This window comes from Pseudomonas sp. S5F11 (genome assembly GCF_019641515.1).
GTDB lineage: Bacteria > Pseudomonadota > Gammaproteobacteria > Pseudomonadales > Pseudomonadaceae > Aquipseudomonas > Aquipseudomonas rhodesiae.
On the sequence record NZ_JAIFJZ010000001.1, the window covers coordinates 759,689 to 786,147 of the forward strand.

At 62.5% G+C, this 26,459-nt stretch carries 23 protein-coding genes and 1 pseudogene; 15 read left to right on the top strand and 9 right to left on the bottom strand.

The features are described from left to right. Nucleotides 1–88: 88 nt before the first annotated feature. From K1567_RS03310 to K1567_RS03340, 7 genes are read left to right on the top strand one after another with little or no spacing between them, the layout of a single operon-like run. Complete coding sequence (locus K1567_RS03310) at nt 89–766, top strand: thermostable hemolysin (protein ID WP_034113698.1); 678 nt, start codon at nt 89–91, stop codon at nt 764–766. Further along, on the top strand, nt 756–2,234 hold the full coding sequence (locus K1567_RS03315; RefSeq protein WP_220698130.1) for an AMP-binding protein: 1,479 nt from the start codon (nt 756–758) through the stop codon (nt 2,232–2,234). Before K1567_RS03310 ends, K1567_RS03315 begins: the two co-directional genes overlap by 11 nt. Next, nucleotides 2,231–2,905 carry a TenA family transcriptional regulator gene (locus K1567_RS03320; RefSeq protein WP_034097831.1) on the top strand — a complete coding sequence of 225 codons (675 nt, stop codon included), beginning with the start codon at nt 2,231–2,233 and terminating at the stop codon, nt 2,903–2,905. The genes K1567_RS03315 and K1567_RS03320 overlap by 4 nt, the downstream gene beginning before the upstream one ends. Further along, nucleotides 2,892–3,692: an SDR family oxidoreductase gene (locus K1567_RS03325; protein ID WP_034097830.1), complete on the top strand. Its 801-nt coding sequence runs from the start codon at nt 2,892–2,894 to the stop codon at nt 3,690–3,692. The genes K1567_RS03320 and K1567_RS03325 overlap by 14 nt, the downstream gene beginning before the upstream one ends. A 4-nt stretch (nt 3,693–3,696) precedes the next feature. Continuing rightward, the gene (locus K1567_RS03330) at nt 3,697–4,341 is read left to right on the top strand and encodes a tetratricopeptide repeat protein (protein ID WP_220698131.1); all 645 of its coding nucleotides are present in this window, start codon (nt 3,697–3,699) and stop codon (nt 4,339–4,341) included. Between the two features lie 11 nt (nt 4,342–4,352). After that, on the top strand, nt 4,353–5,015 hold the full coding sequence (locus tag K1567_RS03335; protein WP_034097826.1) for a response regulator: 663 nt from the start codon (nt 4,353–4,355) through the stop codon (nt 5,013–5,015). Continuing rightward, nucleotides 5,012–6,376, top strand: a complete 1,365-nt coding sequence (locus tag K1567_RS03340; protein WP_034097824.1) for an ATP-binding protein — start codon at nt 5,012–5,014, stop codon at nt 6,374–6,376. Before K1567_RS03335 ends, K1567_RS03340 begins: the two co-directional genes overlap by 4 nt. Nucleotides 6,377–6,382: 6 nt before the next feature. Here the strand turns inward: K1567_RS03340 and K1567_RS03345 are convergent, their stop codons facing one another. Then, entirely contained in the window at nt 6,383–7,621 is a 1,239-nt protein-coding gene (locus tag K1567_RS03345; protein ID WP_034138108.1) for an MgtC/SapB family protein, read from the bottom strand. A 248-nt stretch (nt 7,622–7,869) separates the two neighbouring features. On the opposite strand from K1567_RS03345, the gene K1567_RS03350 reads away from it, so the two are divergent. The 5 genes and pseudogenes from K1567_RS03350 to K1567_RS03370 all read left to right on the top strand — a co-directional run bounded on the left by K1567_RS03350 (nt 7,870) and on the right by K1567_RS03370 (nt 12,599). After that, nucleotides 7,870–8,793, top strand: coding sequence for a universal stress protein (locus tag K1567_RS03350; protein ID WP_167417183.1), 924 nt, complete (start codon nt 7,870–7,872; stop codon nt 8,791–8,793). A gap of 31 nt (nt 8,794–8,824) precedes the next feature. Next, nucleotides 8,825–9,388: a GNAT family N-acetyltransferase gene (locus K1567_RS03355; RefSeq protein ID WP_169867819.1), complete on the top strand. Its 564-nt coding sequence runs from the start codon at nt 8,825–8,827 to the stop codon at nt 9,386–9,388. Nucleotides 9,389–9,624: 236 nt separating this feature from the next. Next, a pseudogene (locus tag K1567_RS03360) lies at nt 9,625–10,974 on the top strand (sensor histidine kinase). Further along, nucleotides 10,959–11,342 carry a response regulator gene (locus K1567_RS03365; protein WP_034113684.1) on the top strand — a complete coding sequence of 128 codons (384 nt, stop codon included), beginning with the start codon at nt 10,959–10,961 and terminating at the stop codon, nt 11,340–11,342. The pseudogene K1567_RS03360 and the gene K1567_RS03365 overlap by 16 nt, the downstream one beginning before the upstream one ends. A 9-nt stretch (nt 11,343–11,351) precedes the next feature. Then, complete coding sequence (locus K1567_RS03370; RefSeq protein ID WP_034138111.1) at nt 11,352–12,599, top strand: EAL domain-containing response regulator; 1,248 nt, start codon at nt 11,352–11,354, stop codon at nt 12,597–12,599. 8 nt (nt 12,600–12,607) lie between these two features. Here the strand turns inward: K1567_RS03370 and K1567_RS27460 are convergent, their stop codons facing one another. The 3 genes from K1567_RS27460 to K1567_RS03380 all read right to left on the bottom strand — a co-directional run bounded on the left by K1567_RS27460 (nt 12,608) and on the right by K1567_RS03380 (nt 13,598). Further along, nucleotides 12,608–12,739 carry a hypothetical protein gene (locus tag K1567_RS27460; protein ID WP_259444982.1) on the bottom strand — a complete coding sequence of 44 codons (132 nt, stop codon included), beginning with the start codon at nt 12,737–12,739 and terminating at the stop codon, nt 12,608–12,610. A gap of 15 nt (nt 12,740–12,754) precedes the next feature. Beyond that, nucleotides 12,755–12,967 (bottom strand): hypothetical protein, encoded by a 213-nt coding sequence (locus tag K1567_RS03375; RefSeq protein WP_034113680.1) that lies wholly within the window; start codon nt 12,965–12,967, stop codon nt 12,755–12,757. Between the two features lie 85 nt (nt 12,968–13,052). Continuing rightward, nucleotides 13,053–13,598 (bottom strand): hypothetical protein, encoded by a 546-nt coding sequence (locus K1567_RS03380; protein ID WP_034097814.1) that lies wholly within the window; start codon nt 13,596–13,598, stop codon nt 13,053–13,055. Between the two features lie 395 nt (nt 13,599–13,993). Here K1567_RS03380 and K1567_RS03385 point away from each other — a divergent pair, with 395 nt between their 5' ends. Together K1567_RS03385 and K1567_RS03390 are read left to right on the top strand one after the other, a co-directional pair. Then, entirely contained in the window at nt 13,994–15,403 is a 1,410-nt protein-coding gene (locus K1567_RS03385) for a circularly permuted type 2 ATP-grasp protein (protein WP_220698132.1), read from the top strand. 3 nt (nt 15,404–15,406) lie between these two features. Continuing rightward, nucleotides 15,407–16,357: an alpha-E domain-containing protein gene (locus K1567_RS03390; protein ID WP_220698133.1), complete on the top strand. Its 951-nt coding sequence runs from the start codon at nt 15,407–15,409 to the stop codon at nt 16,355–16,357. 4 nt (nt 16,358–16,361) lie between these two features. Here the strand turns inward: K1567_RS03390 and K1567_RS03395 are convergent, their stop codons facing one another. The 3 genes from K1567_RS03395 to K1567_RS03405 all read right to left on the bottom strand — a co-directional run bounded on the left by K1567_RS03395 (nt 16,362) and on the right by K1567_RS03405 (nt 21,346). After that, nucleotides 16,362–17,303 (bottom strand): alpha/beta fold hydrolase, encoded by a 942-nt coding sequence (locus tag K1567_RS03395; RefSeq protein ID WP_034097811.1) that lies wholly within the window; start codon nt 17,301–17,303, stop codon nt 16,362–16,364. Nucleotides 17,304–17,441: 138 nt separating this feature from the next. Next, the gene (locus tag K1567_RS03400; protein ID WP_169867823.1) at nt 17,442–19,700 is read right to left on the bottom strand and encodes an ATP-dependent DNA helicase; all 2,259 of its coding nucleotides are present in this window, start codon (nt 19,698–19,700) and stop codon (nt 17,442–17,444) included. Next, complete coding sequence (locus K1567_RS03405; protein ID WP_169867824.1) at nt 19,697–21,346, bottom strand: VRR-NUC domain-containing protein; 1,650 nt, start codon at nt 21,344–21,346, stop codon at nt 19,697–19,699. The genes K1567_RS03400 and K1567_RS03405 overlap by 4 nt, the downstream gene beginning before the upstream one ends. A gap of 187 nt (nt 21,347–21,533) precedes the next feature. Between K1567_RS03405 and K1567_RS03410 the strand changes: the two genes are divergently transcribed. Further along, on the top strand, nt 21,534–21,758 hold the full coding sequence (locus K1567_RS03410) for a YgdI/YgdR family lipoprotein (RefSeq protein ID WP_034097805.1): 225 nt from the start codon (nt 21,534–21,536) through the stop codon (nt 21,756–21,758). Between the two features lie 107 nt (nt 21,759–21,865). Here the strand turns inward: K1567_RS03410 and K1567_RS03415 are convergent, their stop codons facing one another. Next, the gene (locus tag K1567_RS03415) at nt 21,866–23,290 is read right to left on the bottom strand and encodes a lipase (RefSeq protein ID WP_169902538.1); all 1,425 of its coding nucleotides are present in this window, start codon (nt 23,288–23,290) and stop codon (nt 21,866–21,868) included. Nucleotides 23,291–23,392: 102 nt separating this feature from the next. Continuing rightward, the gene (locus tag K1567_RS03420) at nt 23,393–26,437 is read right to left on the bottom strand and encodes an autotransporter serine protease (RefSeq protein WP_040268304.1); all 3,045 of its coding nucleotides are present in this window, start codon (nt 26,435–26,437) and stop codon (nt 23,393–23,395) included. Nucleotides 26,438–26,459 lie beyond the last annotated feature (22 nt).

Genomic DNA, 26,459 nt, shown 5'->3' on the forward strand with positions numbered 1-26,459 from the left:
GAACGACGATGTTTACGCCCACCTTCAGACTTCGTTAAGAAAGGCTACTGATACTCCTCCCAACTTGACGTGGGAGGCGAACCGCCAAATGCCCGATTTCGACTGGAACATCCCGTTGCCCATGCTGTTCGGCCACGCCGACAGCGCCCCGCTGCACCTGAGCCGCGCCCTGCCCGACGACCCTCGGCGCCCGGCCTTCGAAGCGTTCATCCAGCAGCGCTTTCGCCTGGCCCATGGCGCGGACATCCGCCACTTCATGCCGCAATTGTTTGGCGTCAGCCAGGCCGACGGCGAGCTATGCGCCGTCGCCGGGGTACGCCTGGCCCGCAGCGAAGCGCTGTTTTTGGAGCACTACCTGGATCATCCGATCGAGGCCTTGGTCTGCGCCGCCGCCGGCCAGCCAGTGGAGCGGCGCGCCATCGCCGAGGTCGGCAACCTGGCCGCCAGTGATAACGGCAGTGCACGCCTGAGCATCATCGCCATCACTTGGTTATTGGCCATGGGGGGGCTGGAGTGGGTGGCCTTTACCGGCAATGCGGGGCTGGTCAACAGCTTCCATCGCCTTGGGCTCAAGCCCGTGACCCTGTGTGCCGCCGACCCGCAACGCTTGGGCGATGAGCGCCATAACTGGGGCCGTTATTACGAAAGCCAGCCGTGGGTGCATGTGGGCAATATCCGCGCCGGCTTCACGCATTTACGCAACATGGGCCTGTTTTCGCGCTTGGGCCTGCCTACCACCCTTGAGGACACTTGCCATGTCGCCTGAAACCCTGCGATTCCACGCCGTTCTGCGTGGCCATGCCGAACGTAACGACGGTGCCATCGCTCTGTGGGGCGACTCACTGAAAATGGACTACGCCACATTGTTCGCCGAGGTGGCCTATCGGCGCGAACGTCTGCGCGATGAGGGCGTACAGGTGGTGGCGCTGGCCTTGGACAATGGCGTCGATGCCATGCTCTGGGACCTGGCAGTGCTGTTCGAGGGCCTGACCTGCCTGACGTTGCCACCGTTTTTCAGCGCGGCTCAACGTGCCCACTGCCTGGCGCAAAGCCACGCCGAGCGGGTCATCGCCGAACCCTATCTGAGCCAGGAGCTGGAGGGCCTGGGCTACCACAAGGTCGGCGATTTCTGGTGCCGGCACTTCGACGGGCGACCCTCAATGCCCCTGGGCACCGCCAAAGTCACCTTCACCTCCGGCACCACCGGCGCGCCCAAAGGTGTATGCCTGAGTGGCGAGAGCCTGCTGCGGGTAGCCCGCGAGCTGTACCAGGCCAGTCACGTCAATGAACCGCGCCATCACCTGGCGCTGCTGCCCCTGGCGATTCTGCTGGAGAACCTGGGCTGCTACGCCGCGTTGTATGCCGGCGCCACCTTGAGTGTGCCGGGCCAAAAAAGCCTGGGTATCCAGGGCGCCAGCGCGGTGGATGCGGCGCAATTGCTCGGTTGCCTGGCCGCGCGCCAACCCCACAGCCTGATCCTGGTGCCACAACTGCTGCTGATGCTGGTCATCGCCGCCGAGCAAAAGGCTTTCAGCCCCCGGGGCTTGCGGTTTGCCGCCGTGGGCGGTGCCCGTGTGTCCAAGGCCTTGTTGCAGCGCGCCCAGCAGTTGGGCATGCCGGTTTTCGAAGGCTACGGGCTGTCGGAGTGCGCCTCGGTGGTCAGCCTCAACGTGCCGCAGGCGCAGCGCCCGGGCAGCGTCGGAAGACCCCTGCCCCATGTGGATATCCGCCTGGCCGAGGATGGTGAAGTGCTGATCAAAGGCTCGACCCTGCTCGGTTACCTCGGCCAGGCCGAAGAGCCCGACACCTGGTGGCCCAGTGGTGATCTGGGGGCCTTCGACGAAGACGGTTTTCTGTACCTCAAGGGCCGCAAGAAACACCAGTTCGTCACCAGTTACGGGCGCAACGTCAACCCGGATTGGGTCGAGGCCGAACTGACTCAGGGCGGCGACATTGCCCAGGCATTCGTCTACGGCGAAGCCCTGCCCCACAACCACGCCCTGCTCTGGCCCCATCGTGCCGACTGCAGCGACGCCCAACTGGCCGCCGCCGTGGCCGAGGCCAATGCCGGCCTGCCGGACTATGCCCAGGTCCACCAGTGGACGCGCCTGGACGCCCCCTTCACCGCCGCCAACGGCCTGCTCACCGCCAATGGCCGGCCTCGGCGCGACGCCATCGTCGCCCGTTACCACGCCTACTTTACTCAACCTTTGAATGAGGACACGCCATCGTGAATTTCTTCGACACCCTGCAAGACGCCACCCAGCAAGAACGCCAGGCATTGTTCAGCCTGCCGATCATCCGCGATGCCCTGGAAGGCAAGGTCAGCCTCGACAGCTACCGCGCCTTTCTGGCCCAGGCCTATTACCACGTCCGCCACACAGTGCCGTTGATGATGGCCTGCGGCGCACGCTTGCCGTCACGCCTGGAATGGCTGCGCAAGGCGGTGTGCGAGTACATCGAAGACGAATACGGCCATGAACATTGGGTACTGGATGATATCGAGGCCTGCGGCGGTGATAGGCTAGCCGTGCGCGACGGACGCCCTGGCTTGCCCATTGAGCTGATGGTCAGCTACCTCTACGACCTGATCGCCCGCGATAACCCGGTCGGCCTGTTCGGCATGGTCAACGTACTGGAAGGCACCAGTATCGCCCTGGCCACCCACGCCGCCGGCAGCATCCGCGAGCGCCTGCAACTGCCGGCCGAGGCGTTCAGCTATCTGAACTCCCACGGGGCGTTGGATATCGGCCATATGCAGACCTATCGCGGCCTGATGAACCGTCTCGACGACCCGGAGGATCAAGCCGCGGTGATCCGTGCGTCCAAGGTGGTCTACGCGCTCTATACCGATATGTTCCGCAACCTGCCACGCCTCGGGGAGACCACCCATGCGCCTGTCTGAGGCCCGCGTGGTGCTGACCGGCGCCAGCGGCGGCATCGGCCTGGCGATAGCGGCCATGCTGTGCGCCAGTGGCGCGCAGGTACTGGCGGTGGCGCGCCACCGTGCGCCGCTGGATGTGCTGCTTGCGCAATACCCGCAGCAGTTGTGCTGGGTCAGCGCCGACCTGACATTCCTGGCCGACCGGCGCAAGGTACTGGCGGCGGCCGAAGCCATCGGCGGTATCAACCTGCTGATCAATACCGCCGGGATCAACCACTTCGCCATGCTTGAGCAACTGGACGACGCCGACATCAACCAGATGCTCGCGTTGAATATCGGCGCGCCGATCTGCCTGACTCGGCTGCTGCTGCCGATGCTCAAGCAAGCGGCGGGCGCCAGGGTGGTCAATGTCGGTTCCACCTATGGCTCCATCGGCTACCCCGGTTATGCCACCTACTGCGCGACCAAGTTTGCCTTGCGCGGGTTTTCCGAAGCCCTGCGCCGCGAACTGGCCGACACCCACGTCGGCGTGCTGTACGTAGCGCCGCGCGCCACTCGCACCTCAATGAACAGCGCGGCGGCCGAGGCCCTGAACGAGGCGCTCAAGTCCAACGTCGACGACCCGCACACCGTGGCGTCGGCGGTGATCAAGGCGATTGTGGACGACCGTCGCGACCTGTACCTGGGCTGGCCGGAGCGTTTCTTCGTGCGCCTCAACAGCCTGCTGCCGAAGCTGGTCGACCGTGGCCTGCGTAAACAACTGCCCCTGGTGCGCCGCTTGAGCGATAACCCTGTTAACAAGGACTAACCCCATGAGAACACTGATTGCCGCCCTTGTGCTCAGTGCCCTGAGCCCCCTCACCTGGGCGTTGGACGCCGCCGACCAGCAACGGCTGATCACGATCCAACAACGCTGGGCCGAAATCCAATACGGCCTGCCTGAGGCACAACGCACCCAGGCCTTCGAGCAACTGGCCGGCCAGGCGAATGCCTTCACCCAGGCCCTTCCGCAGGCCGCCGAAGCCTGGATCTGGTCGGGTATCGTCACCAGCAGTTGGGCCGGTGCCCAGGGCGGCCTCGGGGCGTTGAGCAAGGCCAAGACCGCCAAGGCCGACCTGGAACGCGCGCTCGGCCTCGACCCCACCGCCCTGCAAGGCTCGGCCTATACCAGCCTGGCGGCGCTGTACGATCGCGTTCCGGGCTGGCCGATTGGTTTCGGTGACGCCGACAAGGCCGAGCAGTTGCTTAAACAGGCCTTGCAAGTCAACCCGACAGGCATTGATAGTCTGTACTTCTGGGGCGATCACCTGTACCGGCAAAAACGTTATGAGCAAGCCCGCGATGCCCTGCAAAAGGCCCTGCTGGCGGCTCCCCGCCCAGGTCGGGAACGCGCCGACGCCGGGCGGCGCAAAGAGATCGAGCGCCTGTTGGCCGAGATCGCCAAGCAACTCAACTGACAGGAGTGCGCGTGCGGCTATTACTGATTGAGGATGACGAAGCCCTGGGCGAAGGGATTCACCAGGCCCTGGCGCGCGAGGGTTACACCGTCGACTGGTTGAAGGACGGCAGCAGCGCCCTGCATGCCCTGCTCAGCGAAACCTTCGACGTGGTGGTGCTCGACCTCGGCCTGCCGCGCATGGGCGGGTTGGAGGTGCTGCGCCGCCTGCGCGACAGCGGTGCCACCGTACCGGTGCTGATTCTGACCGCACGGGATGCCACCGAAGACCGCATCGCCGGGCTCGACGCCGGTGCCGACGATTACCTGATCAAGCCCTTCGACCTGGCCGAACTCAAGGCCCGCTTGCGCGCCCTGCTGCGGCGCAGCGCCGGCCGGGCGCGGGTGCTGATCGAACATGCGGGCATTTGCCTGGACCCCAGCACCCAGCAAGTCAGTTATCACCATCAACCGGTGTCGCTGACCCCCAAGGAATACCAACTGCTGCATGAACTGCTTTCGCCCCCGGGGCGGGTCATGACCCGCGATCAGTTGATCCAGTTGCTGTATGGCTGGAACGAAGAAGCCGAAAGCAACACCCTGGAGGTGCATATCCACCACTTGCGCAAAAAGTTCTCCAGCGAATTGATCCGCACTGTGCGAGGCGTGGGTTATCTGGTGGAGGATCGCGTGTGACCTCGATTCGCCGCCGCACCCTGACCTTGATTATCGGCCTGCTGCTCGGCGGTTTTTTGCTGATCAGCGCATTGAACCTGCATGACAGCAACCACGAAATTGCCGAAGTCTACGATGCGCAACTGGCGCAAAACGCCCGGTTGCTGCAAGGCCTGATGAGCCTGCCGCTGGCGAACGAGCAACAAGCCGACCTGTACCGCGCCTTCAACAAGGCGCTGGCCGAGGCCAACCCCAAAGTCGATGGGCATCCATACGAAAGCAAGGTGGCTTTCCAGGTCTGGAGCCCCCAGGGCGAACGCCTGGTGTTCACCTCCAGCGCTCCGACGTTCGCCACTCCGCCCGAACAGCCAGGCTACAGCAATGTGGACGACCTCAATGGCCGGCAATGGCGCGGTTTTTTGCTCAAGGACAAGAACAGCGGCCTGCGCATCTGGGTCGGCGAACGCGACGATGTGCGCGCCGACCTGGTCGGTCGTATCGTGCGCCACACCTTGTGGCCGAACGTGCTGGGCAGCCTGATCTTGGCGATGATGGTCTGGCTGGCCATCGGTTGGGGGCTCAAGCCCCTGGCTGATATGGCCGCAACGTTACGCGCCCGGCACTCCGGCTCCCTGGAGCCGATGCAACTGACGCCCTTGCCCACCGAACTGGAACCCATGCAGGCCGCCCTGAACCGTATGCTCGCGCAGCTACAGGACCTGCTAGGTCGCGAGCGACGCTTTATCGCCGATGCGGCCCACGAAATGCGTACCCCGCTGGCGGTGCTGCGGGTGCATGCGCAAAACCTGCTGGAGGCCGGCACCGAGGCTGAACGTCGCGAATCTCTGGCCTTTCTGATCACGGGCGTGGACCGCACCAGCCGCCTGGTCAATCAACTGCTGACCATGGCGCGCCTGGAGCCGAGCGCGGGGCAACCGCCCTTACAGTCCCTGGACCTTACCGCCGCCGTGCGCGACAGCCTGATTCAACTCACGCCCTGGCTATTGAGCAAGGGCCTAGAGCTGGTGTTCGACGCGGACGATGCCCCTTGCACCGTGACCACCGACGGTGCCGCCATCGCGATCGCCCTGACCAACCTGGTGACCAACGCGGCGAATTTCTCTCCGGAGAATGGCGTGATTACCGTGGGGTTGCACAAGACTGACACGGCGTTCGAGCTTACGGTGGACGATCAGGGCCCCGGGATCGACGAACAGGAACGCGAGCGCTTGTTCGAGCGCTTCTACAGTCGTGGCAACGCCCACGGCGCAGGCCTGGGCTTGACCATTGTCCACACCATCGCCCAGCGCCTGGGCGGTCAGATCCGTCTGCACAACCGTGCCGGCGGCGGGCTGCGGGCCACGTTGCACATCCCCCTTTGACCCGCTTCAACCGATCAGCAGGCCCAACCATGTCGCGGCGGTCAGCAATGCTTGGCCGCCAATCACATAGCCGGCAAAGCGGCGGCCGTCGCTGACCCAGGCCACCAGACACTTGCTCAGGGAATTGCAACTGACCGCCAGCAACACCGGAATCGGCGCCGCCTGCACGGCCAATTGGCCGCTGGCGGTCAGGGCGGCAATCGAGGCGGTGGACGCGTGCGCGTCAGCGAAGCCGCTGAGGGTGGCGGTGACCATCACGCCCCATTCGCCGAAGTAATACAGCATCGCCGATGAGACAAACGTTATACCGGTCATCATCAGCACCATGATCAACGCCAGTTTGAGATCGAATGCACCGCCCACTTTGATCGCCTCGCTGGCGGCCGACGTGGGGGTGCGCAGCATCAGGCAAATGCCGTAAGCCGCGATGGCGACAAAACCGGCCAGCAACGGCCAGGCCATTTGCGCCAGCAACGCCGGCTCTACCGTGCCCAGAATCAAGGCCACCTGCGCCACCGTAGCCAGGTTGGAGAAAACCGCCGCGGCCGCCAGCGTGCGCAACTGCTGCGGTTCCTTGGCGGCGATATGGCCCATGGCGGCGATGGTCACGGTGCTGGAGGCGAACCCGGACGCAATGGCACCGACCGCGTAGCCATACCGCGGGCCCAACGCCCGCACCGCCACATGCCCCAGGGCCCCGACCGCCATCAGCAGTACGGTCAAGGTGCAGATGGTGCGCGGATTGATCGCTGCATAAGGGCCGATAAAGCGGTCCGGCACCAGCGGCAAGACCACCAGCGCGACCACCAGCAGCAACAGGCCGTCGCGCATTTCAGCGTCGCTCAGTTGGCTGCGGGCGAATTCGTGCAGTTTCTGTCGATAGACCAGCAATCCAGCCATCACCACCCCAATCGCCGTGGCCAACTCGGGCGCCGCGCCGCACAGGGCGCCCAGTACCAGCACGGTGAACAACGCCACTTCGCTGGTGATGCCCGGGTCTTTGGCCTGGCTTTTCCAGTACGCGGTACTGACCAGCAGCGCCAGGCACAGCGCGATCAGGCCCAACAGCAAGGCGCCGCCGACCTGCTGGGTCACATAACCGAGCAATGCGGTGATCGAATAGGTGCGCAACCCGGCAAAATCGCGATGCTCGCCTTCGCCCTTGTGGCGTTCGCGCTCAAGCCCCACCAGCATGCCGATACCCAGCGCCGCAGCGGCGCCGGCCAGGCCCAAGGTCTGGCTCATAACAGCACCCCTGGCGTGATGGACATAAACAACCTCTCGGCTTCAATGGACGCCCGGACCGGCATCGCTCTCTGCAGTCTGTGCCAGGATGCCGCACGCCGCGTTGATTATCATCAACGACCCCCACTTTGACCGCACGTCGCTCGCCCCGCCCGGCGTGGCGGCGACTTGATGCAGATCAAACGCCGCCCAACGGTCGGGGCCATGATCGACCCTAGATGCCACTGGTAATCCAAGGGAGATCGCACATGTCTGCTCAAGCCCGTTTCTTGCTGCTGGTTTCACCGTTGATGGAACACAGCCCCGCTTTCGAGCGCGCCGCCGCGTTGGCCAAGGCCGAAGGCGCCGCCTTGCATATTCTGGCGTTCGACTACCTGGAAGGTCTGGCCACCGCTGGATTGGTCAACGAACAGGCCCTGGAGCAGATGCGTCTGGGCTATGTGGAGCGCCATCACCAATGGCTTGAAGACCAGGCGCGGCCATTGCGCAAACTGGGGCTGACGGTGACTACCGAGGTGGCCTGGGTCGATGATCCGCTCAAGGAGCTGTTGATTCGCCTCAAGGAAGAACCCATGGCCCTGGTGATCAAGGCACTGGCCCATGAGTCGCGTCTCTCGCGCTTGATGTTCACGCCGATGGATGTGCACCTGCTGCGCGAATGCCCCGTACCGCTGCACTTTGTGCACGGCGTGCATCACGCTCTGCCACGCAGGATCGTGGCGGCGGTCGATCCATTCCACCGCGACGGTCGCTACCAGGGCCTCAACGACCGCATCCTGCATGAAGCGAGCAAATTGGCGACGGCCTGCGAGGCCGATGTGCAGATGGTTTACGCCCATGACTTGTCCGACCTGGCCACCCAGGAATATGAGTTCGGCAGTGGCGCGGCGTTCTTCTCGTCGCAGGCGGCCAAGCAGCTGTTTGCCGCCCAGGGCGAAGCCTTCAACGACCTGGCGGCGCGCAACGGCATCCCGCCGGAACAGCGCCACATGATTCTGGGCAACCCGGCGAAGGTGTTGTCCAGCTTCGCCGACGCCTACAACATCGACGTGATCGTCATGGGCCGGGTCGGTCATCACGGCCTGTCGCGGCTGCTGGGCAGTACCACTGAAACGCTGCTGTACCGCATGCCCTGCAGTGTGTGGGTGGTGTCACCCGAGATGCTGGAATAACCCGGCCATTTCACCCCATGGAGGTTCCGTCATGTCCAATACTGAAGCACTCAACCGGCAAGCCGCGCCTGTTTATGCGGCGGTGCCCCACGAACACTGGATCGAACGGCTCGACGATGGCCGCCATGTCCTGGTGCGCCCATTGACCGCCGAAGACCGCGAGCGCGAATACAACTTCATCAAGGGCTTGTCCCGCGAGTCCAGGCATCAGCGTTTTCTGGGCGAGGTGTGCGAGCCGGGCAAGACATTGCTCGATCAATTGATGGACGTCGATAACCAGGAACGCCTGGCGTATATCGCCTTGGTACACGATAACGGCCAACTGGTGGAAATCGGCGTGGCGCGCTACGCCGCCGCCAAGGACCAGGCGTGCGAATGCGCGGTGGTGGTGGCCGATGCCTGGCAGCACCTGGGCCTGGCGCGCGTGCTGATGCAGCACTTGATGGCTGCGGCGAAAAAAAATGGCTACACGCGCATGTATACGGTGGACGCGGCCACCAATGCACATATGCGTCAATTGACCCATGATCTAGGTTTCGAGAGTGTCACCGATCCGGATGACGGCACTCAGGTGATCAGCAGCGTGCAGCTTTGAACCCATCCACGTGGCCGTCATGGGGCGTTTGCTGCGTTGCAGGTCGAGCAAGCGCGGCCACTGCGCTTTAGCGTAAGCAGACGCCCAGTGTTTTATTTGCAGGTCTATGGCAATAGGCTGCTATTGTCCTAAGACCTCATCTCCTCCTCATCGCCTGTGCGCGATTTTCTGTGAGCATGCTCTGCGACACGGTCATGAACGGTGTCGGGCCTGAACGTCATGGAACCGCCCTTGCGATGGATAAAAAAACCACCCACAGCCCGCCCGACCTGCAGTCACGCGCGGCCAAGATCGACGAATTCAAACGCCAGAAAAGCCTGATCAAGACCGGCGCGCTGCAAGACGCCATTTTCAATAGCGCGCACTTCTCCAGCATCGCCACTGACGAAAAGGGTGTGATCCAGATCTTCAACGTCGGCGCCGAACGCATGCTGGGCTACGCCGCCGCCGATGTGGTCAACCGCGTCACTCCCGCCGATATTTCCGATCCCGCCGAACTGATCACCCGCGCCGCCGCCCTCAGCCTGGAACTCGACACGCCGATCACGCCGGGTTTCGAAGCCTTGGTGTTTAAAGCCTCGCGCGGCATTGAGGATATTTACGAGCTGACCTATATCCGCCAGGACGGTAGCCGCTTGTCTGCGATGGTCTCGGTAACCGCACTGCGCAACCGCAGCGACACGCTCATCGGCTACCTGCTTATCGGCACCGACAACACTGCGCGCAAGCAGGTTGAGGCCGAACGCAAAGACTTCGAACGCGCCCTGGCAGACAAAAACCTGGAGCTGGAGCACGCCAGCCACATGAAATCCGAGTTCCTGGCGACCATGTCCCACGAACTGCGCACCCCATTAAACGCGGTGATCGGCTTTTCCGAGGCGCTCAAGGATGGGCTGGTCGGCGAAATGAGCGACACCCAGCGCGAATACATCGGCGACATTTTCACCAGCGGCCAGCACCTGTTGTCGCTGATCAACGACATCCTCGACCTGTCCAAGGTCGAAGCCGGGATGATGGACCTGGAGCTGGAGCCCGTGGCGCTGGCCGATGTATTGGCCAATAGCTTGTTGATCGTGCGCGAAAAGGCCGCGTTGCAACGCATCCAGCTCAAGCTCGATAGCCCGGTGGACCTCGGCACACTGGTGCTGGATCTGCGCAAGACCAAACAGATCGTCTACAACCTGCTGGCCAACGCGGTGAAGTTCAGCGAGCACGGCAGTTGCGTGACCCTGGCGGTTCGTGAAGTTCCTCGCGAACAGGTCGGTCTGATTCCCGGCGACTGGCCCAGCCACGCTGATACCTTGTAGACCGGCGCGCACCGCACCTTCCTGGAGCTGAGCGTCAGCGACACTGGTATCGGCATCGCTGAAGAGGACATGGGCAAACTGTTCAAGGCCTTCAGCCAGATCGACAGTAGCCTGGCGCGCAAATTCGAAGGCACCGGGCTGGGCCTGGCGATGGTCAAGCAACTGACTGAGCTGCATGGCGGCAGTGTCGCGGTGGCCAGTCGCGAAGGCTTGGGTACGCGCTTCGTGGTGTGGTTGCCGCTGCATCGGACGACGGAGGCACCATGGCCCATATCCTGATCATCGAAGACAACGAAGCCAATATGCGCCTGGCCCGTTTGCTGTTGGTCAGTGCCGGCCACAGCGTGGTGTGGGCCGCCGACGCCGAGTCCGGCCTGACCCTGGCCCGCGCGCAACAGCCGGCGCTGATCCTGATGGACATTCAGTTACCGGGTATGGACGGCCTGGCCGCCACCCGCGTGCTCAAGCAGGACGCCCTGACCGCGCATATCCCGGTCATCGCGCTCACCGCCATGGCCATGAAGGAAGACCGCGAAAAAACCCGCCTGGCCGGGTGCGACGCCTATGTGATCAAGCCTCTGCGCTATAAGGCGCTGTACCAGGTCATTGAAACGCTGCTCCACCCGCCCCCCACACCACTCGTATGAGTCCTCTCCATGGCCAGCTCACCCGCCACGCTGTTGATCGTTGACGACGAACCCCAGGTTCGCAAGTTGCTGGAAACCCTGCTGCAGCACGAGGGCTACCAGACCCTGAGCGCGGGCACCGGCGAGGAAGCCCTGCTTAGGGTGGCCGAGCAGCCGCCGGACCTGATCCTGCTGGACATCATGATGCCCGGCATGGACGGTTACGAAGTGGCTAACCAGCTCAAGGGCAACCCAGCCACTGCGACCATACCGATCATCATGCTCTCGGCCTTGAGTGAATCGAGTGCGCGCCTCAGCGGTCTGGAGACCGGCGCAGAGGAGTTCATCAGCAAACCGGTGGATCGTGTCGAGCTGTGGCTGCGGGTGCGCAACCTGCTGCGGCTCAAAGCCCATGGCGACCAGTTGAAACAGCACAGCGCGATGCTCGAACAACGCCTGCAACGGCACCACGATCAAACCGCACGCTCGAACGTCTACGACCCGGTACGCCAGGACCTGGAAACCGCCTTGCGCCAAGCGGTGCAGCGCCAGGCGTTCGCCTTGCATTACCAACCCAAAGTGCACGTGGCCAGCGGTGAAGTCTGTGCCCTTGAGGCCCTGCTGCGTTGGGACCGGCCCGACTATGGGCCGGTGTCCCCGGCGGTGTTCGTGCCGATGCTGGAAAGCCTCGGCCTGATTGGCCAAGTCGGGCATTGGGTGATCGAGACTGTCTGCCGACAGATAGCGGCCTGGCAGCGTTGCGATATCGGCGCGGTGGAGGTGTCGGTGAACGTCTCCGGCCATCAATTGATCGAGGGCGATCTGATCGCAGAGATAGCCGACATACTGGCCGGCACCGGGGTTGCCGCCCATTGGCTGGAGTTGGAAATCACCGAAGGCACACTGATGGAGAACACCGCGCACAGCATCGTCAGCCTGCAACGCTTGCGTGCCATGGGCGTGAAAATCGCCATCGACGACTTCGGAACCGGCTATTCCAGCCTGGCCTACCTACGCCGCTTTCCCATCGACACGCTGAAAATCGACATTGCCTTTATCCGCGAAGTCACCAGTAACCCCCAGGACGCCGCGATTGTTCGGATCGTCATCCAACTGGCCCACAGCCTGGGCTTGCTGGCGGTGGCCGAAGGCGTCGAAACCCAGGCGCAATGGGCGTTTTTGAAAGAGGCCGGTTGCGATCAGATCCAGGGGTATCTGTTCAGCCGGCCGTTGCCGGTGGACACGCTGGAGCCCCTGTTAAGGAGGCGTTTGAAGTGAATGAGAAGTCAGAGATGCCCGATGTCGCCAGCAGCGCCCTCTTCATCCGCTTCGATCAGCGGCACCTCGGCGTCATCCATCAATGAACCCGGGTCTTCGTTACCTGGGTCGTTGAGTTCTTCATCCGGTTGATGAGCCATGATCGTCTCCTCTAACTAGCCGCCCTGGGTGTCGATGTCGGCGTCGGTTTCAGGCTTGGGCTCGCGCTCGGGCTTGAAGTCGGGGCTGTAGTCGTTGTCCTTGGCCTTGGGGTCGGCGGCAGGCTTGGGGTCCTTAGGGGCATCGGCGGCGGTGCCGGGTGCCGGCTCGCCACCGTCGATGGCGGGGTCATTACGGTCGCTGACTTGGGGATCGTTGCTAGTGCTCATGTTTCACCTCTGTACAGTGATTGGGTAAATACAGCCTGCATAGACATAAGGTGCCACGCCCTGCCCCGAAGTTCCGCCGGATTGCTCAACCGCCTGGGTTGTCGACCTGGATATAGAACGCATAAGCCCCCAGCAGAATCCAGAACACCATGAAAATCCACGGCGTGCGCACGGAAAACAGCAGGGACTTGCGATAGCCCTTGTGGGACGACTCGCGCTCGGAAAACAGCGGCGACTCGTCATAGGCCAGGCCCATCACCGGTTCGCTGTGCAGCAATTGGCTTTGCTTGAAGTGCCAGTGATCGATGATGTCATACGCCGCGCGGATGCCCGGCCAGGCGTTGAGCGAGCTGAGAATGCCCAACAGTGCCAGGAACAGCGGCACGATCAGGGTAAACAGCTTGCCCCACTCTGGGTTGAGGTTACCCATGCCTGACACGAAGGCGATCACCAGGAACGATTGGGCGGTGAGGTAAGCGTCGGTGCGGTTGGCCAGGATGGAGGTTTCGTACTGGATCTCGCGGCGATAGAAGTCCAGGCGGTCCTTGGGCGAACCGAAGATCTTTGCGTTGTGTTCGCTGTGGTCGTTCAGCGCCGCTTCCGGAGTGTGGGGGGAGATGATTCTGGGCACGGGGATGGTCCACGGGGTGTATAGACCCCGTTAGAGGAACAGGCCGTGTGGGGAGTTCAAGTTTGTTGTGCACCGGGTTGGTGCGCGGCGTGTTTGTTGAAGGTGGGGTGCACCTTTCTGGGTGGCTGGCGGAGCGCCGCTGCGCAGCCTGGCGCGAGCAGGCTCGCTCACTACGCGGGCGGATGTGTTGGAAGGTGGGGTTTCGGCACAGGCATTGCTTTATGGATTCATCTGTTTGGAAACAGGAGCATTCGTTACCCCCCGACCCAGAGCCGACATCCTGAGAAAGTAAGGACCAGGCCCGCTGGCACCCCGCGCCACGGGCTCATAAAAACATGCGTTTTTCAAAACGGCAGTGCCGCTTGCGCAACCCAAGGCACTGACAAGGTACCGGAATGGCTCGATCTTTCTTTGATGAGATGAATGACGCAAACGGCGTGTGCCGTGCGCATTATCAGGATTTCTCCCGCTGGCTGGCCAATACGCCGCCGGAACTGCTGGCCCAGCGTCGTCGTGAAGCCGATCTGCTGTTTCACCGCGCCGGAATCACCCTCACCCTGTATGGCGACGAACAGGACACCGAGCGCCTGATCCCTTTCGACATCATCCCCCGCAGCATCCCTGCCAGCGAATGGCGCGTGATCGAGCGCGGGTGTATCCAGCGGGTCAATGCGCTGAACCTGTTCCTCGCCGACATCTATCACGATCAACGCATCATCAAGGCCGGGATCATTCCAGCGGATCAAGTGCTGGGCAACGAGGGTTACCAGAAAGCGATGGTCGGGCTGGACCTGCACCGCGATATCTACTCGCATATCTCCGGCGTCGACCTGGTGCGCGATGGCGACGGCACTTATTACGTGCTTGAAGACAACCTGCGTACCCCAAGCGGCGTGAGCTACATGCTCGAAGACCGCAAAATGATGATGCGCCTGTTCCCAGAGGTGTTCGCCCGGCAGCGCATCGCGCCGGTGGATCACTACCCCAACCTGCTGCTCAAGACCCTCAAGAGTTCCAGCCGCCTGGACAACCCCAACGTGGTGGTGCTGACCCCAGGCCGCTTCAACAGCGCATTCTTCGAGCATGCCTTCCTGGCCCGGGAAATGGGCGTGGAACTGGTGGAAGGCGCCGACCTGTTCGTGCAGGACCTGAAAGTATTCATGCGCACCACCGACGGGCCCAAGGCGGTGGATGTGATCTACCGCCGTATCGACGATGCGTTCCTCGATCCGCAGGCGTTCAACCCCGAATCCATGCTCGGCGTGCCTGGCCTGGTGGCCGCCTATTGCGCCGGCAACGTGGTACTGGCCAACGCCATCGGCACCGGGGTGGCCGACGACAAGTCGATCTACCCCTATGTGCCGGACATGATCCGTTTCTACCTGAATGAAGAACCGGTGCTACAGAACGTGCCGACCTTTCAGTGCCGCAAACCGGCGGAACTGTCTCACGTGCTGGCCAACCTTGAGCAACTGGTGGTCAAGGAAACCCAGGGCTCGGGCGGCTACGGCATGCTGGTCGGCCCGGCATCCACCGCCGCCGAAATCGAGGACTTCCGCCAGCGCATCAAGGCCCGCCCCCACGCCTACATCGCTCAACCGACCCTGAGCCTGTCGACCTGCCCGACCTTTGTGGAAAACGGCATCGCGCCGCGGCATATCGACCTGCGCCCGTTCGTGCTGTCGGGCAAGGAGACCCGCCTGGTACCGGGCGGGCTCACGCGGGTGGCCCTCAAGGAAGGCTCGCTGATCGTCAACTCGTCGCAAGGCGGCGGAACCAAGGACACCTGGGTGGTGGAGGACTGAATCATGCTGAGTAGAACCGCCGCAGACCTGTATTGGATGTCCCGCTACCTGGAGCGCGCCGAAAACCTGGCGCGCATGCTCGAAGTCAGTTATTCGCTATCGCTGATGCCCCAGGCCGGTCGCAGCGATGGCTTGGACGAACTGGCCATGTCGTTGCTCAGCAGCGGCACCCTGGACAGCTATCTGGAACGTCACACCCAACTGGACGCCGAGCGCATGCTGCACTTCTTCGCCCTTGACGAAGAAAACCCCGCCAGCATCTATAACTGCCTGCGCGCCGCGCGGGGCAACGCCCATGCGGTACGCGGACGTATCACCGCCGATATGTGGGAGAACCTCAACGCCACCTGGCTGGAAATGCGCAGCATCGCCGCCGGCGGCCTGGGCCGACACGGCATCAGCCACTTCTGTGACTGGGTCAAGCAGCGGTCGCATCTGTTTCGCGGGGCAACCTCGGGCACCATCATGCGCAACGATGCCTATCGCTTCATCCGTCTGGCCACGTTTGTCGAGCGCGCTGACAACACGTTGCGCCTGCTGGATGCGCGCTATGAGATGTTTGGCGAAGAATCGGAAGAAGTCAGCGATGTCTCGGCGCGCGGGTATTACCAGTGGAGCGCCCTGCTGCGCGCGTTGTCGTCGTTCGAAGCCTATACGCAGCTGTACCCGAACGCGCTGAATGCCCGCTCGGTCTCGGAGTTGCTGTTATTGCGCAGCGACGTGCCGCGTTCACTGCATGCCTGTGTCGAGGAACTGAACCACATCCTCGCCGACCTGCCCGGCAGCTACGGGCGCACGGCGCAACGCCTGGCGGCGGAGTTTGAAGCGCGGCTGCGCTACACCGGGATCGATGAAATTCTCGAAGACGGCCTGCACAGCCGCCTTACGGAGTTTATCGACACCGTGCGCGAATTGGCGCGGGCGATTCACAGCTCCTATCTCGAAGTGGTCTGAGGGCTCAGGGGCGGCCCAGGAAGTCGAGCAGCAGCGCATTCACCTGCGTGGCCTGCTCGTTCTGGATCCAGTGACCGCAGTGGGGCAACACATGCTGCTCCAACTGCGGCACGCAGTCGGGCATGCGTTTGAGTGTGTGGGCTTCGAAGACACCCACCGGATCGCGGTCGCCGATCAGGAACAACGTCGGCTGCATCACCTGCCGCCCGGCCAAAAACTCGGTGCGCTGCCAATTGCGCTCGAAATTGCGGTACCAGTTCAACGGGCCGCGAAAGCCATGTTCGGTAAAGGTCTGCACGTACACATTTAAATCTTCTTGGGAACACCAACCGGGCAGCGGACCCGGCACAGGCACGCCTTCAAGCAAGGTGGCGTCGGCAGGTTTTTGCTGGAGGAACACATCCTGATCCTGCATAAACAGCCGCAACGTGCGCTCGATATCGGCGTTCAGTTCGCGTTCGGCTACTCCAGGCGCCTGGAAATACAGAATGTAATTGAAGCGATCGGCATACAGCTCGCGCATGATCTCGATCACCGGCCGGCGCGCACGCCCGGCAAACGGTACCGACATTGTGATCAAGCGGGTGATGCGCTCAGGCTCAAGCAATGCCAAGTGCCAGGCCACCACTGCGCCCCAGTCATGCCCGACCATCACCACCTGGGTATGCCCGAAATGATCCATGGCCTGTTGGATATCGGCGCACAAGGTCAACAGGTCATAGGCAGCGATCTCGGCCGGCGAGCTGGATGGCCCGTAACCGCGCATCTGGGGCACGAACACTCGATAGCCTGCCGCAGCCAGGGCCGGGATCTGTTCGCGCCAGGAGTGCCAACATTCGGGAAAGCCATGCAGCAACCAGATGGGCGCGCCATTTTCCGGCCCGGCGATATGCACGCACAGCTCAATACCGTTGACCTTGAGGGTGCTCCGCTGGCTATCGTTCATGGTTGGCTTCCTTGTAATGGCCCAGAATGCGAGGAAAGAGTGAGGGAGGTGCGGGATTTGCACCAGCATCATTTGCGCCAAATGCTCGGTCATCAGCGCCGCTCGGGGGCTGGTAGCCAAGAACCGGGGTGCATCAGGTCAGGACGAAATTGCCCACCAGCTCGGCAACAACGGCCGTACCCGCGCCTCACCGAAACGATCGTCGATCAACATCACCACGCCTTGGTCCTGCTGGCTGCGGATAACCCTGCCGGCTGCCTGCACGACTTTTTGCAGGCCTGGATACAGATAGGTGTAGTCGTAGCCTGAACCGAAAATCGCGGCCATGCGCCGCTTCATCTGTTCATTGACCGGGTTCAGTTGCGGCAGGCCCAGGGTGGCGATGAATGCGCCGATCAGGCGCGCACCGGGCAAGTCGATACCCTCGCCAAACGCGCCGCCGAGCACGGCGAACCCCACCCCTTGGCTATGTTCGGTGAACTGGTCGAGAAAGCCCTGGCGCTCAGCCTCGGCCATGCCCCGTGACTGCTGCCACAGTGGGATATGCGGGTGCTGTTCGGCCAGGCGCTGCGCCACTTGTTGGAGGTAATCGAAGCTCGAAAAAAACGCCAGGTAGTTACCGGGTTGCTGCGCGAATTGCTGGGCGATCAGCTCGACGATGGGGCCCACCGACGCCTCGCGATGCACGAATCGGGTCGAGATCTCATCGACAATGCGCACCCGCAATTGCTCGGCCTTGAACGGCGACGCCACGTCCACCCATGCCGTGTCCGCAGGCAAGCCCAGCAAGTCGGCGTAGTAATGGCGCGGGCTTAACGTGGCGGAAAACAACACGCTGCTGCGGGCAGCGGTCAGTCTTGGGCGGATGAACTCGGCGGGCACCACATTGCGCAGGCACAGGGTCGAGCTGCTGCGCTTGCCGCCCAAGGAGCGTTTAGTGATGTCGAAGATGAAGTGTTCGTTGAATAACTCGGCCACTTTGGCAAATTGCAGCGCGTCAAAGTAAAAAGCTTGCAGATCGCCGGCCAGGGCTTCGGGGTGATCGTTGAAGTAATCGCCCATGGCACTCGCGCACAGACTCAAGGCGCTGAGCATTTTATCGGGCCTGGCGTCATAAGCCTGGTACGGCGCCACTTGCGCCTTGTGCAGCGCGTTCCACTCGCGATTGAGGCGCTGCAAAGGCTTTTTCAGGGCCTCGGGCGCCTCGTCGCGCAACGTCTTGAGGCGGTACTGATCAAGGCTGGCGCTGTACATCCCGCGCGCGCGCTCCACCAGGTTATGAGCTTCGTCCACCAGTACCGCGGCGCGCCATTGGTTGAGCTGGGCGAGGCCGAACAGCATGGCGCCGAAGTCGAAATAATAGTTGTAGTCGGCTACGACCAGGTCAGCCCAGCGCGCCATTTCCTGGCTCAGGTAATACGGGCAAACGTTGTGGGCCAGGGCGACCTCACGCAGATTGCGCTGGTCGAGCAGCCGTAGCTTGGCCGCAGCGCTACGTGCGGCGGGCAATCGGTCGTAAAAACCTTTGGCCAAGGGGCAGGATTCGCCGTGACAGGCTTTGTCCAAGTGCTCGCAGGCTTTGTCCCGTGCCACCAGTTCCAGCACACGCACATGCAAGTCCGGGTTGCGGGTGAACAGCACCTGGGCGGCATCCAGAGCAAGCTTGCGCCCAGGGGTTTTGGCCGTGAGAAAGAACACCTTGTCCAACTGCTGCGGCGCCAACGCCTTGAGCAGCGGAAAAATCGTGCCGATGGTCTTGCCAATGCCGGTGGGCGCCTGGGCCATCAGGCACCGGCCGGTGCTGACGGCTTTGTACACCGACTCGGCCAGAACCCGTTGGCCGGGGCGAAAGTCGGCATGGGGGAAGCCAAGGTTCTGCGCCGCGCGGTCGCGCGCCTCTCGGTGATCCATCTCCCGCCGGGCCCAATCCAGGAACAGCGCACATTGCTGGTTGAAGAACGCTTCCAGAGCGTGGGCCTGGAAGCGCTGATTGAGCAGGGTCTCGCCCTCGCCAACGATATCGAAGTAGACCAGCGCCAGATCGATCTCCGTCAGCCCCAGTTTCTGGCACATCAGCCAACCATACACCTTGACTTGAGCCCAGTGCAGTTGGCGGTGGTTGGCGGGTTGGGCGTCGAGGTCGCCGCGGTAGGTTTTGACCTCTTCCAGGCGCTGGCTGTCCGGGTCGTAGCCGTCCGCCCTGCCCCGCACCTTGAGCTGCTGGTACTCGCCTTCCAGGGCCACTTCGTTCTGATAATGCGGGCTGCGGCGCGACGCCACGGTGCGGTGGCCGACGATCCCTTCCTGGGCGCTGGGCGACGGGGTGAAACGCAGGTCCAGGTCACCGACCTTGGCGGTGAACTCACACAAGGCACGTACCGCCACGCTGTAACTCAAGCCGGTTGCTCCGCCCAGCGCACGTAGCAGACCGTGACCGGCATCTGGTATTCGCCACAGAACTCCAGCCAGCGCAGTTGGTTGTCTTGCAGGCGGTCGCCGGGGCCTTTGACCTCAATCATGCGGTAGGTTTTTTGCGCCGGCCAGAACTGGATCAAGTCCGGCATGCCAGAGCGATTGGCGCGGATGTCCAACAGCAAGCGCTCGAACCAGTAGCGTAGGTGGGCGGCGGGCAGGCATGCGAGGGCTTGCTCCAGCAGCTCTTCGCTGAGCAGGTTCCAGAACACGAACGGCGACTGGATGCCCCATTTATCGCGGTAACGCTGGCGAATGGTGGTTTTGTAGCGCTCGTCCTGCAGTTGCTCGAAACAGGCGGCGAACAGCGGTGCGCGGCGTTGGTGGAAGTCTTCACTGTGCAGGTCCACCGGGCCACGCTGGAACGGGTGGAAAAACGCACCGGGCAATGGCGCGAAAATCACCTCCCAGCACAGCAGGCCGAACAGCGAATTGATCAGGCCGTTTTCCACGTAATGCACCGGCGCGTCAGGCGCGCTGAGATGGGCTTGCACACAGTATTCAACGGACATCAGCGGCTCGGGCAACGCCAGGTCCAGGTCCAGGCGCGTGACCGGACGCGGCTTGGGTTTGGGCAGCGCCGGTTCACCCAGTTTGCGCCGCAGGCGCGGCACCACACGCAGCAAGTGCTGCTGTTCGGCGGCGCTTTCCGGTGCCTGCTGCGCGGCGCTGGCCAGGGCCAAGGCTTGGACGTAATCCTCCTGGCGTTCCAGTACGCGGATCAAGCGTGCGCGGGCACCGGGGTAGGTGCAGGCGCGGTAGATCTGCTGCGCCAGCGCCAATTCGGCGCTGCGTTCACAGGATTGGCCCACCTGGAACAACAGTTTGGCCCGACGCTTTTCCAGCCACGGGTTGTCGGTACGCAGGCTGGCGATCCGAGCCAGGACCTCGTCCACGGCCTCGCCGCTTTCAAAGGCGTGCTGACACTGGTGCAGAAACAGATAGCCGTGCACGTCGTCACGGCTGCGCAGGCCACGGGACTCGGTGCAGAACTCGACTTTTTCATAGGTGTAGATGCCCAGGTCCGCCAATACGAATTCAGACCAGTCCTGATGCAGATTGCCAAAGAACATCAGGCGCAGGCGATCGCACAATTCCATCACCGTGAGGCTGTACAGCGTGTCGGCCAGGTCCGGGCACCACTGCGCAAAACTGCGCGGCTCGTTGAATCGCGCAGTCAACCCTTCCAGCCAGTCGGCTTTCTTGCCTTTGGGTTGTTCGATCCAGGGTTTGAACGCACCCAGCAATTCACCCTTTTGCAGCAGCGCGAACAGCTCCTCAATGGCCAGCAGACAGTGGCCGTCCACCCAGCCCAGCGCCAATAGCGGCGCGGCGGCCGCATGGGGGCAACCTATCTCGACATAGTTGAGTTTGCCCGCACGAAAGTGCACGCCTTTGCGCATCACCATACGTACCAACAGAGCCTGGGACGCCTGCGGCAACCTGTCGAATTGCTGAATGAAATGCTGTTCGTCAGTATCGAGCAAATCGGCATAGCGCTGCCCCAGCCAATGCAGGACCTGGCGGAAGTTATGCAGGTAGTAGAGCGGATCGTCGAGGGGGTTGGCCATGGCGCGCGGTGATCAAATACTGGTTATGCATACAGAGTGCCGTTGCCGTGGCTGTGTTGCAATCGGTAATAGATAAATGGCGCACGCAACTTTTTGTATAAAAGTGATCTGATGGGGAAGCCGATGGCGTAACATTTATACCCCGCTGCGTCTGGCGCGGGACTTTTCAAGGTTAAAGGTAAGGGTTATGAACATGAAGAATCTGGGTCTGCCGCTGGTTGCGCTCACTTTTCTGGCACTGGCCGGTTGCGCCACGCAAACCGTCGTCACTTTGCAAAACGGCACGCAATACCTGACCAAAGACTCACCTAAAACCAAAACCGCAGACGGGTTCTACGAATTCACCGATATCGCCGGCAAGCGCATCCGCGTCAAAGCCGATGACGTGGCCACCGTCCGCAAAGAAGACTGATCCCAACGCGCAAAAGCGCCAGTCTGAAGGAAAGCACACTGTGGAAGGGGGCCAAGCTGGAAGGGGCTAGCCCCCGGTAGCGTCCAACCAGCCCCCTCCCTGCCCCTTCAGCCGATCACAACCCCCTCCCCCAACACCCCGCTAACGCCCACCAACGTCACCGAGTCCGCCCCGAAACTGAACACCGTATCCCCACCCACCACCTTGGCGTGATCACGGTAATCCCCGCTGCCCGCCACACCCTGGAACACGAGTTTATCCGTCGGCTGATAACCGATAATTCGATCCTGCCCAAACTGGCCGCTGAACAAAAAGGTGTTATGCCCGCTGCTGTCGCGGATTGTGTCGTTACCCTTGCCGCCTTCGATAAAGTCCGCGCCCTTGCCGCCCTGGATCAGATCATCGCCATCGCTGCCAATGATAAAAGTGTCGCCTGTGTGCGGTTCGGCGTTGCGGTTCAGGTCCTGCACCCAAGTGGTGGCCCGTGCCGGGTCGGATAGATTAGCCACGATAATCGTCGAGTCCCGGCTCATCTGTTCATAGAACCCGGACTCCAGAATGCGCCCCATGCCGTCGCCGTAGCCGGTCGGCAAGTGCGAGATCCAGGTCGGCAGATTGGCGATGGAAAACGGCAGCACATTCCACAGTGTCGAGGCGTAGTGATCGTTGAAGCTGACAATGTTGTCAGTGGTGGACTCGTGGGGTTTGTCGTGAATACCGAGCGTCGACAGGTTGGCGGATGAGCCGTCCAAAGCGCGGAACACCGGGTCGTTTTCGTAGCCGATATTGAGCACCTTGTCGCTGGCACTCTGGGTCGGTGAGGCGTAGGCCAAGTAGTTGGCGTCCTTATAGAACCCGGACCACTTGGCCTCGCTCAAATCGGCCATGCTGTTGACCGCCAGGCCGCCGAGGCTATGGCCGCTGACCAGCACATCCTGGCCGCTCAGACCGTGGGCCGCCGCATACTCGGCGACGTTCTTGAGCAAGCCGCCGAATGCTTCGCCGGCGTAGTTCTTTGCGTAATCCTTGGGACCCAGCGCAGCAAGCAGGTCGCTCACCAGATCGCCGATGGAGTCAGTGATCAGCGTCTCCCTTGGGCCAGACGTGCCGCGAAAACCGATGCCGATTTCCTGCAACTGGCCCGCGTCATCGTACTTGCCCAGCACCTCGACCTGGGCCGTGGTATAGCCGGCCTTTTCGCCGAAGAACGTGCCCCGGGCGTCGACCTTGCCGGTATACCCGAGGGTGCTGGCGCTGATGGGCGTCCAGCCGGCCTTCTGCACCGCTTCGAGCGCGGCCTTCTCCGAATCCGGGTTCCAGGGAATGCCTGGGATCACACCCTGGGAGTCCGTACTGCCGAGCAATGCGCCGACCAGAGTAGCCGGCAAGCCGACGCCCAGGCCATTGTGCTGGTAGCCCACGGCAAAGCCGTTATCCAGGTTGTGGTAGGTATACAACGTGATCGCCATGGCATCGGCAAACAAGGCCTTGGAGCCCTCGGCCCCAAGGTTTTTATAGTCAAACACACCCATGATATTGCCTCTCTTGTTGTTAAATTTATCGAGAACGTCCATCACCCTCTAAACGCTTGCCCTGGTAGTGAGCGGGCTTGCCACAGCAAACCCGCTCTCGGCTCAGAATGCCCAGTCGAGGCTCAAGCCCACGCCATGCACCTTGTCTTTGCTCGCCAACAGGCCGTTGTAGTCAAAATTCACCCGCGCGTCCTTGCTCAACGCCAGGCTTACGCGAGCACCCACCAAGGCCGCATCACGGGCCATCGGCGCACTTTCCACGGCAAACGACGGACCGCCCGAGGCAAATGCCAGGTGTTGTTCGGCGTCCACGCTGCTCAGGTTGTGCTGCCAGCCCAAGGTGCCGGACACCTCAAGTGTCTGGTGGTCATTGACGTTGAAGGTTTTCAGGGCGCGCATACCGAGGGTGCTGAGCACCAGGTCGCGGCGGTCGTCACGGGTTTTCAGCGCGGCGGCGTCGCCTTTTTCGGTGACGCCATCGGTGTCCAGATGCACATAGGCCAAGTTGGCAAACGGCTCCAGGGCCAGCGGTTGCAGGTTGACGCGGTACGCCGCTTCGCCGAACACCTGGGTGCTGCGCGCATCGACTTTGGCTTTCTGCTTGCCAGCCACCTCACCGTATTGCAGGTCGCGTTTCACATCGGCGCGATGCCAGCTGTAGGTAGCGCCGCCGCTCAGGCGCCAGGCGCCGATCTCATGCCCGGCGTACGCACCGAAGTGGTAGCTGTCCACCGCTGCCCGCGAGTGGGTGCCACTGCCCATATTCAGCGAGGTGTCGCTGTAACCGGCGACCAAACCCAGGCGGGTGTCGTCATCCAGCGCGCCGTCGACCCCGGCGAGCATGCCGCCGATGGAGGTGGTATAGCCTGCGGTGTCGCTGCGGCTGTCGGTCTTGCCCCACGCGCCCAGTGCCTTGACCCACACGTTGCCACGGCTGTCGACGGTCTGGCTGGTGGCGCCCATCTCGCCGTTCTGCAAGCGCTCGCCCACGGCTTCGCGCAGGTAACGGCTGTCATTGAGCAGTGCCGTCTGCAGCGCCGGGTAGATTTCACCGGACAATTGCTGGAACGCGTCCTGCGCCGAAGCGGCATTCGGCGCGGTCAGCAGGCTCTCATACACCGCATTGCCCGCCCCTAATTGCTCAGCGGCAGCCGCAACGGCGCGTTGGTTATCGGTAACCGCGGCACTGGCGAAGCTGTTGGCATTGCGCACGACATCCAGTTGAACGCCCGAGGCGGCGTAGTCCAGGGTGCCGCCGATAAACAGATAATCCGGCAGAACCGCGCCAAAGCTGCCGTTGATACCTCCGGCGGCTTGCAGGATGTTGTATTGGCGACCGATCAGGCTCTGCGCCTGGGCGCCACTAAGCAGAGTCGGGCTGTTTTCCAGAGCCAGGGTCACAGTGCCGCCGTTGAGGGTGGCGGTACCACCGGCCACGATGCGATCACTGCTGGTAGGAGACAGTTCCACCGCATAGGTCGAGCCGGGCTCGAAGGTTACGTCACCGGCCACATTCAGCGTACCGATGGAGTTACCCGGCGCCACCGTGCCGCCGCGGGTTGCCAGCAGCGAGCCGACGCGACCGGAGCCGCCCAGCACACCGCTCTGCCCGACGGTCACAGCCGATGTTACCGAACCGTTGATCGCCAGCAGCCCCTGGTTCACCAGGGTCGGGCCGCTGTAGGTGTTGGTGCCGGTGAGCACCAGGGCGCCGATGCCCTGTTTGGTCAGGCCGCCATGCCCGCTGATGTTATTGCTCCATACATCCAGCCCACAGTGCACGTCGTTGCAGACGCGCTGGGTCGGTTTGCCGGCATCGACCACCGCGCCGATGCCCGGCAAGTCCGCAACGAACTGGCCGCTGCCATACGCGCCGTCGATACGGAATTCGGCAGGAATATCCTCTGCGGTAACGAACATCCCCGGGCCGTTGACCGCCTTGCCCAGGTTGATCATGCCCCAGCCATACAACGAGTCGATGCCCGGCGCGCCCAGATCTGTGGCGGTGGTTTTCAGCAGCGTGGAGATCTGCTCGCCATTCATATACGGGAAACGTTCCATCAACACCGCCGCGCTACCGGCCACATGAGGCGCAGCCATGGACGTGCCGTTGAAGTTGGCGTAGTCGGTGGTGAGGTTGTCCAGGCTGGTGCCGTTGATCACCGAGCTGTAGATCTTGGTGCCCGGTGCCGACACGCAAAAACTCGCCGCGTAACCGCAGCGCGACGAGAAGGTGCTGATCACATACGGATTGGCGCTGCTGGTATCCGGGTTTTGCTGCAATGCGGCCACGGACAGCCAGTTCGGCGCGATGTCCGGCACAAAGTACGCCAGGCCCGAGATCGCGTCCGGGTTGTTGCGGTTGTAATCGTTGCCAGCGGCGAAGATGGTCAGCACCCCGCTGCGCGCGGCATTGATCGCACCGTCATAGGCCCCGCCGCCCAGGGTGCCAAGGATCGGCCGGATATTGTCGAACTGCGCCTGGGCTTCGTTGACGGTGAAATTCGGATACGCCGGGTCGCGGCCTCCCTGGGCGTATTGGTCACCGATTCCGATGCCCCAACTGTTGTTGATAATGCGCGCGCCGCTGGCCACCAGAGCGTCCCAGCCGGCTTTGTAGACCGCGCCGTCGTTGCCCAGGATGATCCCGTCTTCCGGCCCAGGATCGCCGTTTTCGGCACTGATGATTTGCGCATTGAACGCCACGCCGTGCATCGGCCCGCCATCGCGGTTGCCGGCGGCAATACCGCCGACGTGGGTGCCGTGGTTGCCCAGTTTGCCGTTGGAGCCCAGGGACGGTGTGCCGTCATAGCGAAACGCGTCGCCGGCTTTGACCGGAATATACGGGTCGGTGTATTGGCGAATGCCCTCGGTGACAATCGTCACCACTTTGCCGGGGCTGGCGAACTCCGGGTGCTGGGCGTACACCGGCTGATCGAAGATCCCCAGTTTGACGCCCTTGCCGGTGTAGCCGGCGGCATAAGCGCTGTCGGCGTTGACGGCGCCCAGGCCCCAGTCGGCCTTGAATTCGTTGCTGCGCCAACTCGCCGCGTCGCCCAGCTTGCCGGTTTCTACATAAGGTGCGGCCTGGGCCGTCCCCAGGCTGGCCAGTACGGCGGTGATGACCCCTGATTTGCGTATATTCACGGTGACCTTCCTTAGTTTTCTT

Bases quoted from the DNA above. Each gene is read 5' to 3' on its own strand.
- K1567_RS03345 (WP_034138108.1), bottom strand. From the start codon at position 7,621: ATGAGCCAGACCTTGGGCCTGGCCGGCGCCGCTGCGGCGCTGGGTATC.
- K1567_RS03375 (WP_034113680.1), bottom strand. From the start codon at position 12,967: ATGAGCACTAGCAACGATCCCCAAGTCAGCGACCGTAATGACCCCGCC.
- K1567_RS03405 (WP_169867824.1), bottom strand. From the start codon at position 21,346: ATGGCCAACCCCCTCGACGATCCGCTCTACTACCTGCATAACTTCCGC.
- K1567_RS03415 (WP_169902538.1), bottom strand. From the start codon at position 23,290: ATGGGTGTGTTTGACTATAAAAACCTTGGGGCCGAGGGCTCCAAGGCC.
- K1567_RS03365 (WP_034113684.1), top strand. From the start codon at position 10,959: ATGGCCCATATCCTGATCATCGAAGACAACGAAGCCAATATGCGCCTG.
- K1567_RS03385 (WP_220698132.1), top strand. From the start codon at position 13,994: ATGGCTCGATCTTTCTTTGATGAGATGAATGACGCAAACGGCGTGTGC.
- K1567_RS03390 (WP_220698133.1), top strand. From the start codon at position 15,407: ATGCTGAGTAGAACCGCCGCAGACCTGTATTGGATGTCCCGCTACCTG.
- K1567_RS03315 (WP_220698130.1), top strand. From the start codon at position 756: ATGTCGCCTGAAACCCTGCGATTCCACGCCGTTCTGCGTGGCCATGCC.
- K1567_RS03355 (WP_169867819.1), top strand. From the start codon at position 8,825: ATGTCCAATACTGAAGCACTCAACCGGCAAGCCGCGCCTGTTTATGCG.
- K1567_RS03330 (WP_220698131.1), top strand. From the start codon at position 3,697: ATGAGAACACTGATTGCCGCCCTTGTGCTCAGTGCCCTGAGCCCCCTC.
- K1567_RS27460 (WP_259444982.1), bottom strand. From the start codon at position 12,739: ATGGCTCATCAACCGGATGAAGAACTCAACGACCCAGGTAACGAAGAC.
- K1567_RS03395 (WP_034097811.1), bottom strand. From the start codon at position 17,303: ATGAACGATAGCCAGCGGAGCACCCTCAAGGTCAACGGTATTGAGCTG.
- K1567_RS03350 (WP_167417183.1), top strand. From the start codon at position 7,870: ATGTCTGCTCAAGCCCGTTTCTTGCTGCTGGTTTCACCGTTGATGGAA.
- K1567_RS03370 (WP_034138111.1), top strand. From the start codon at position 11,352: ATGGCCAGCTCACCCGCCACGCTGTTGATCGTTGACGACGAACCCCAG.
- K1567_RS03410 (WP_034097805.1), top strand. From the start codon at position 21,534: ATGAACATGAAGAATCTGGGTCTGCCGCTGGTTGCGCTCACTTTTCTG.
- K1567_RS03325 (WP_034097830.1), top strand. From the start codon at position 2,892: ATGCGCCTGTCTGAGGCCCGCGTGGTGCTGACCGGCGCCAGCGGCGGC.
- K1567_RS03310 (WP_034113698.1), top strand. From the start codon at position 89: ATGCCCGATTTCGACTGGAACATCCCGTTGCCCATGCTGTTCGGCCAC.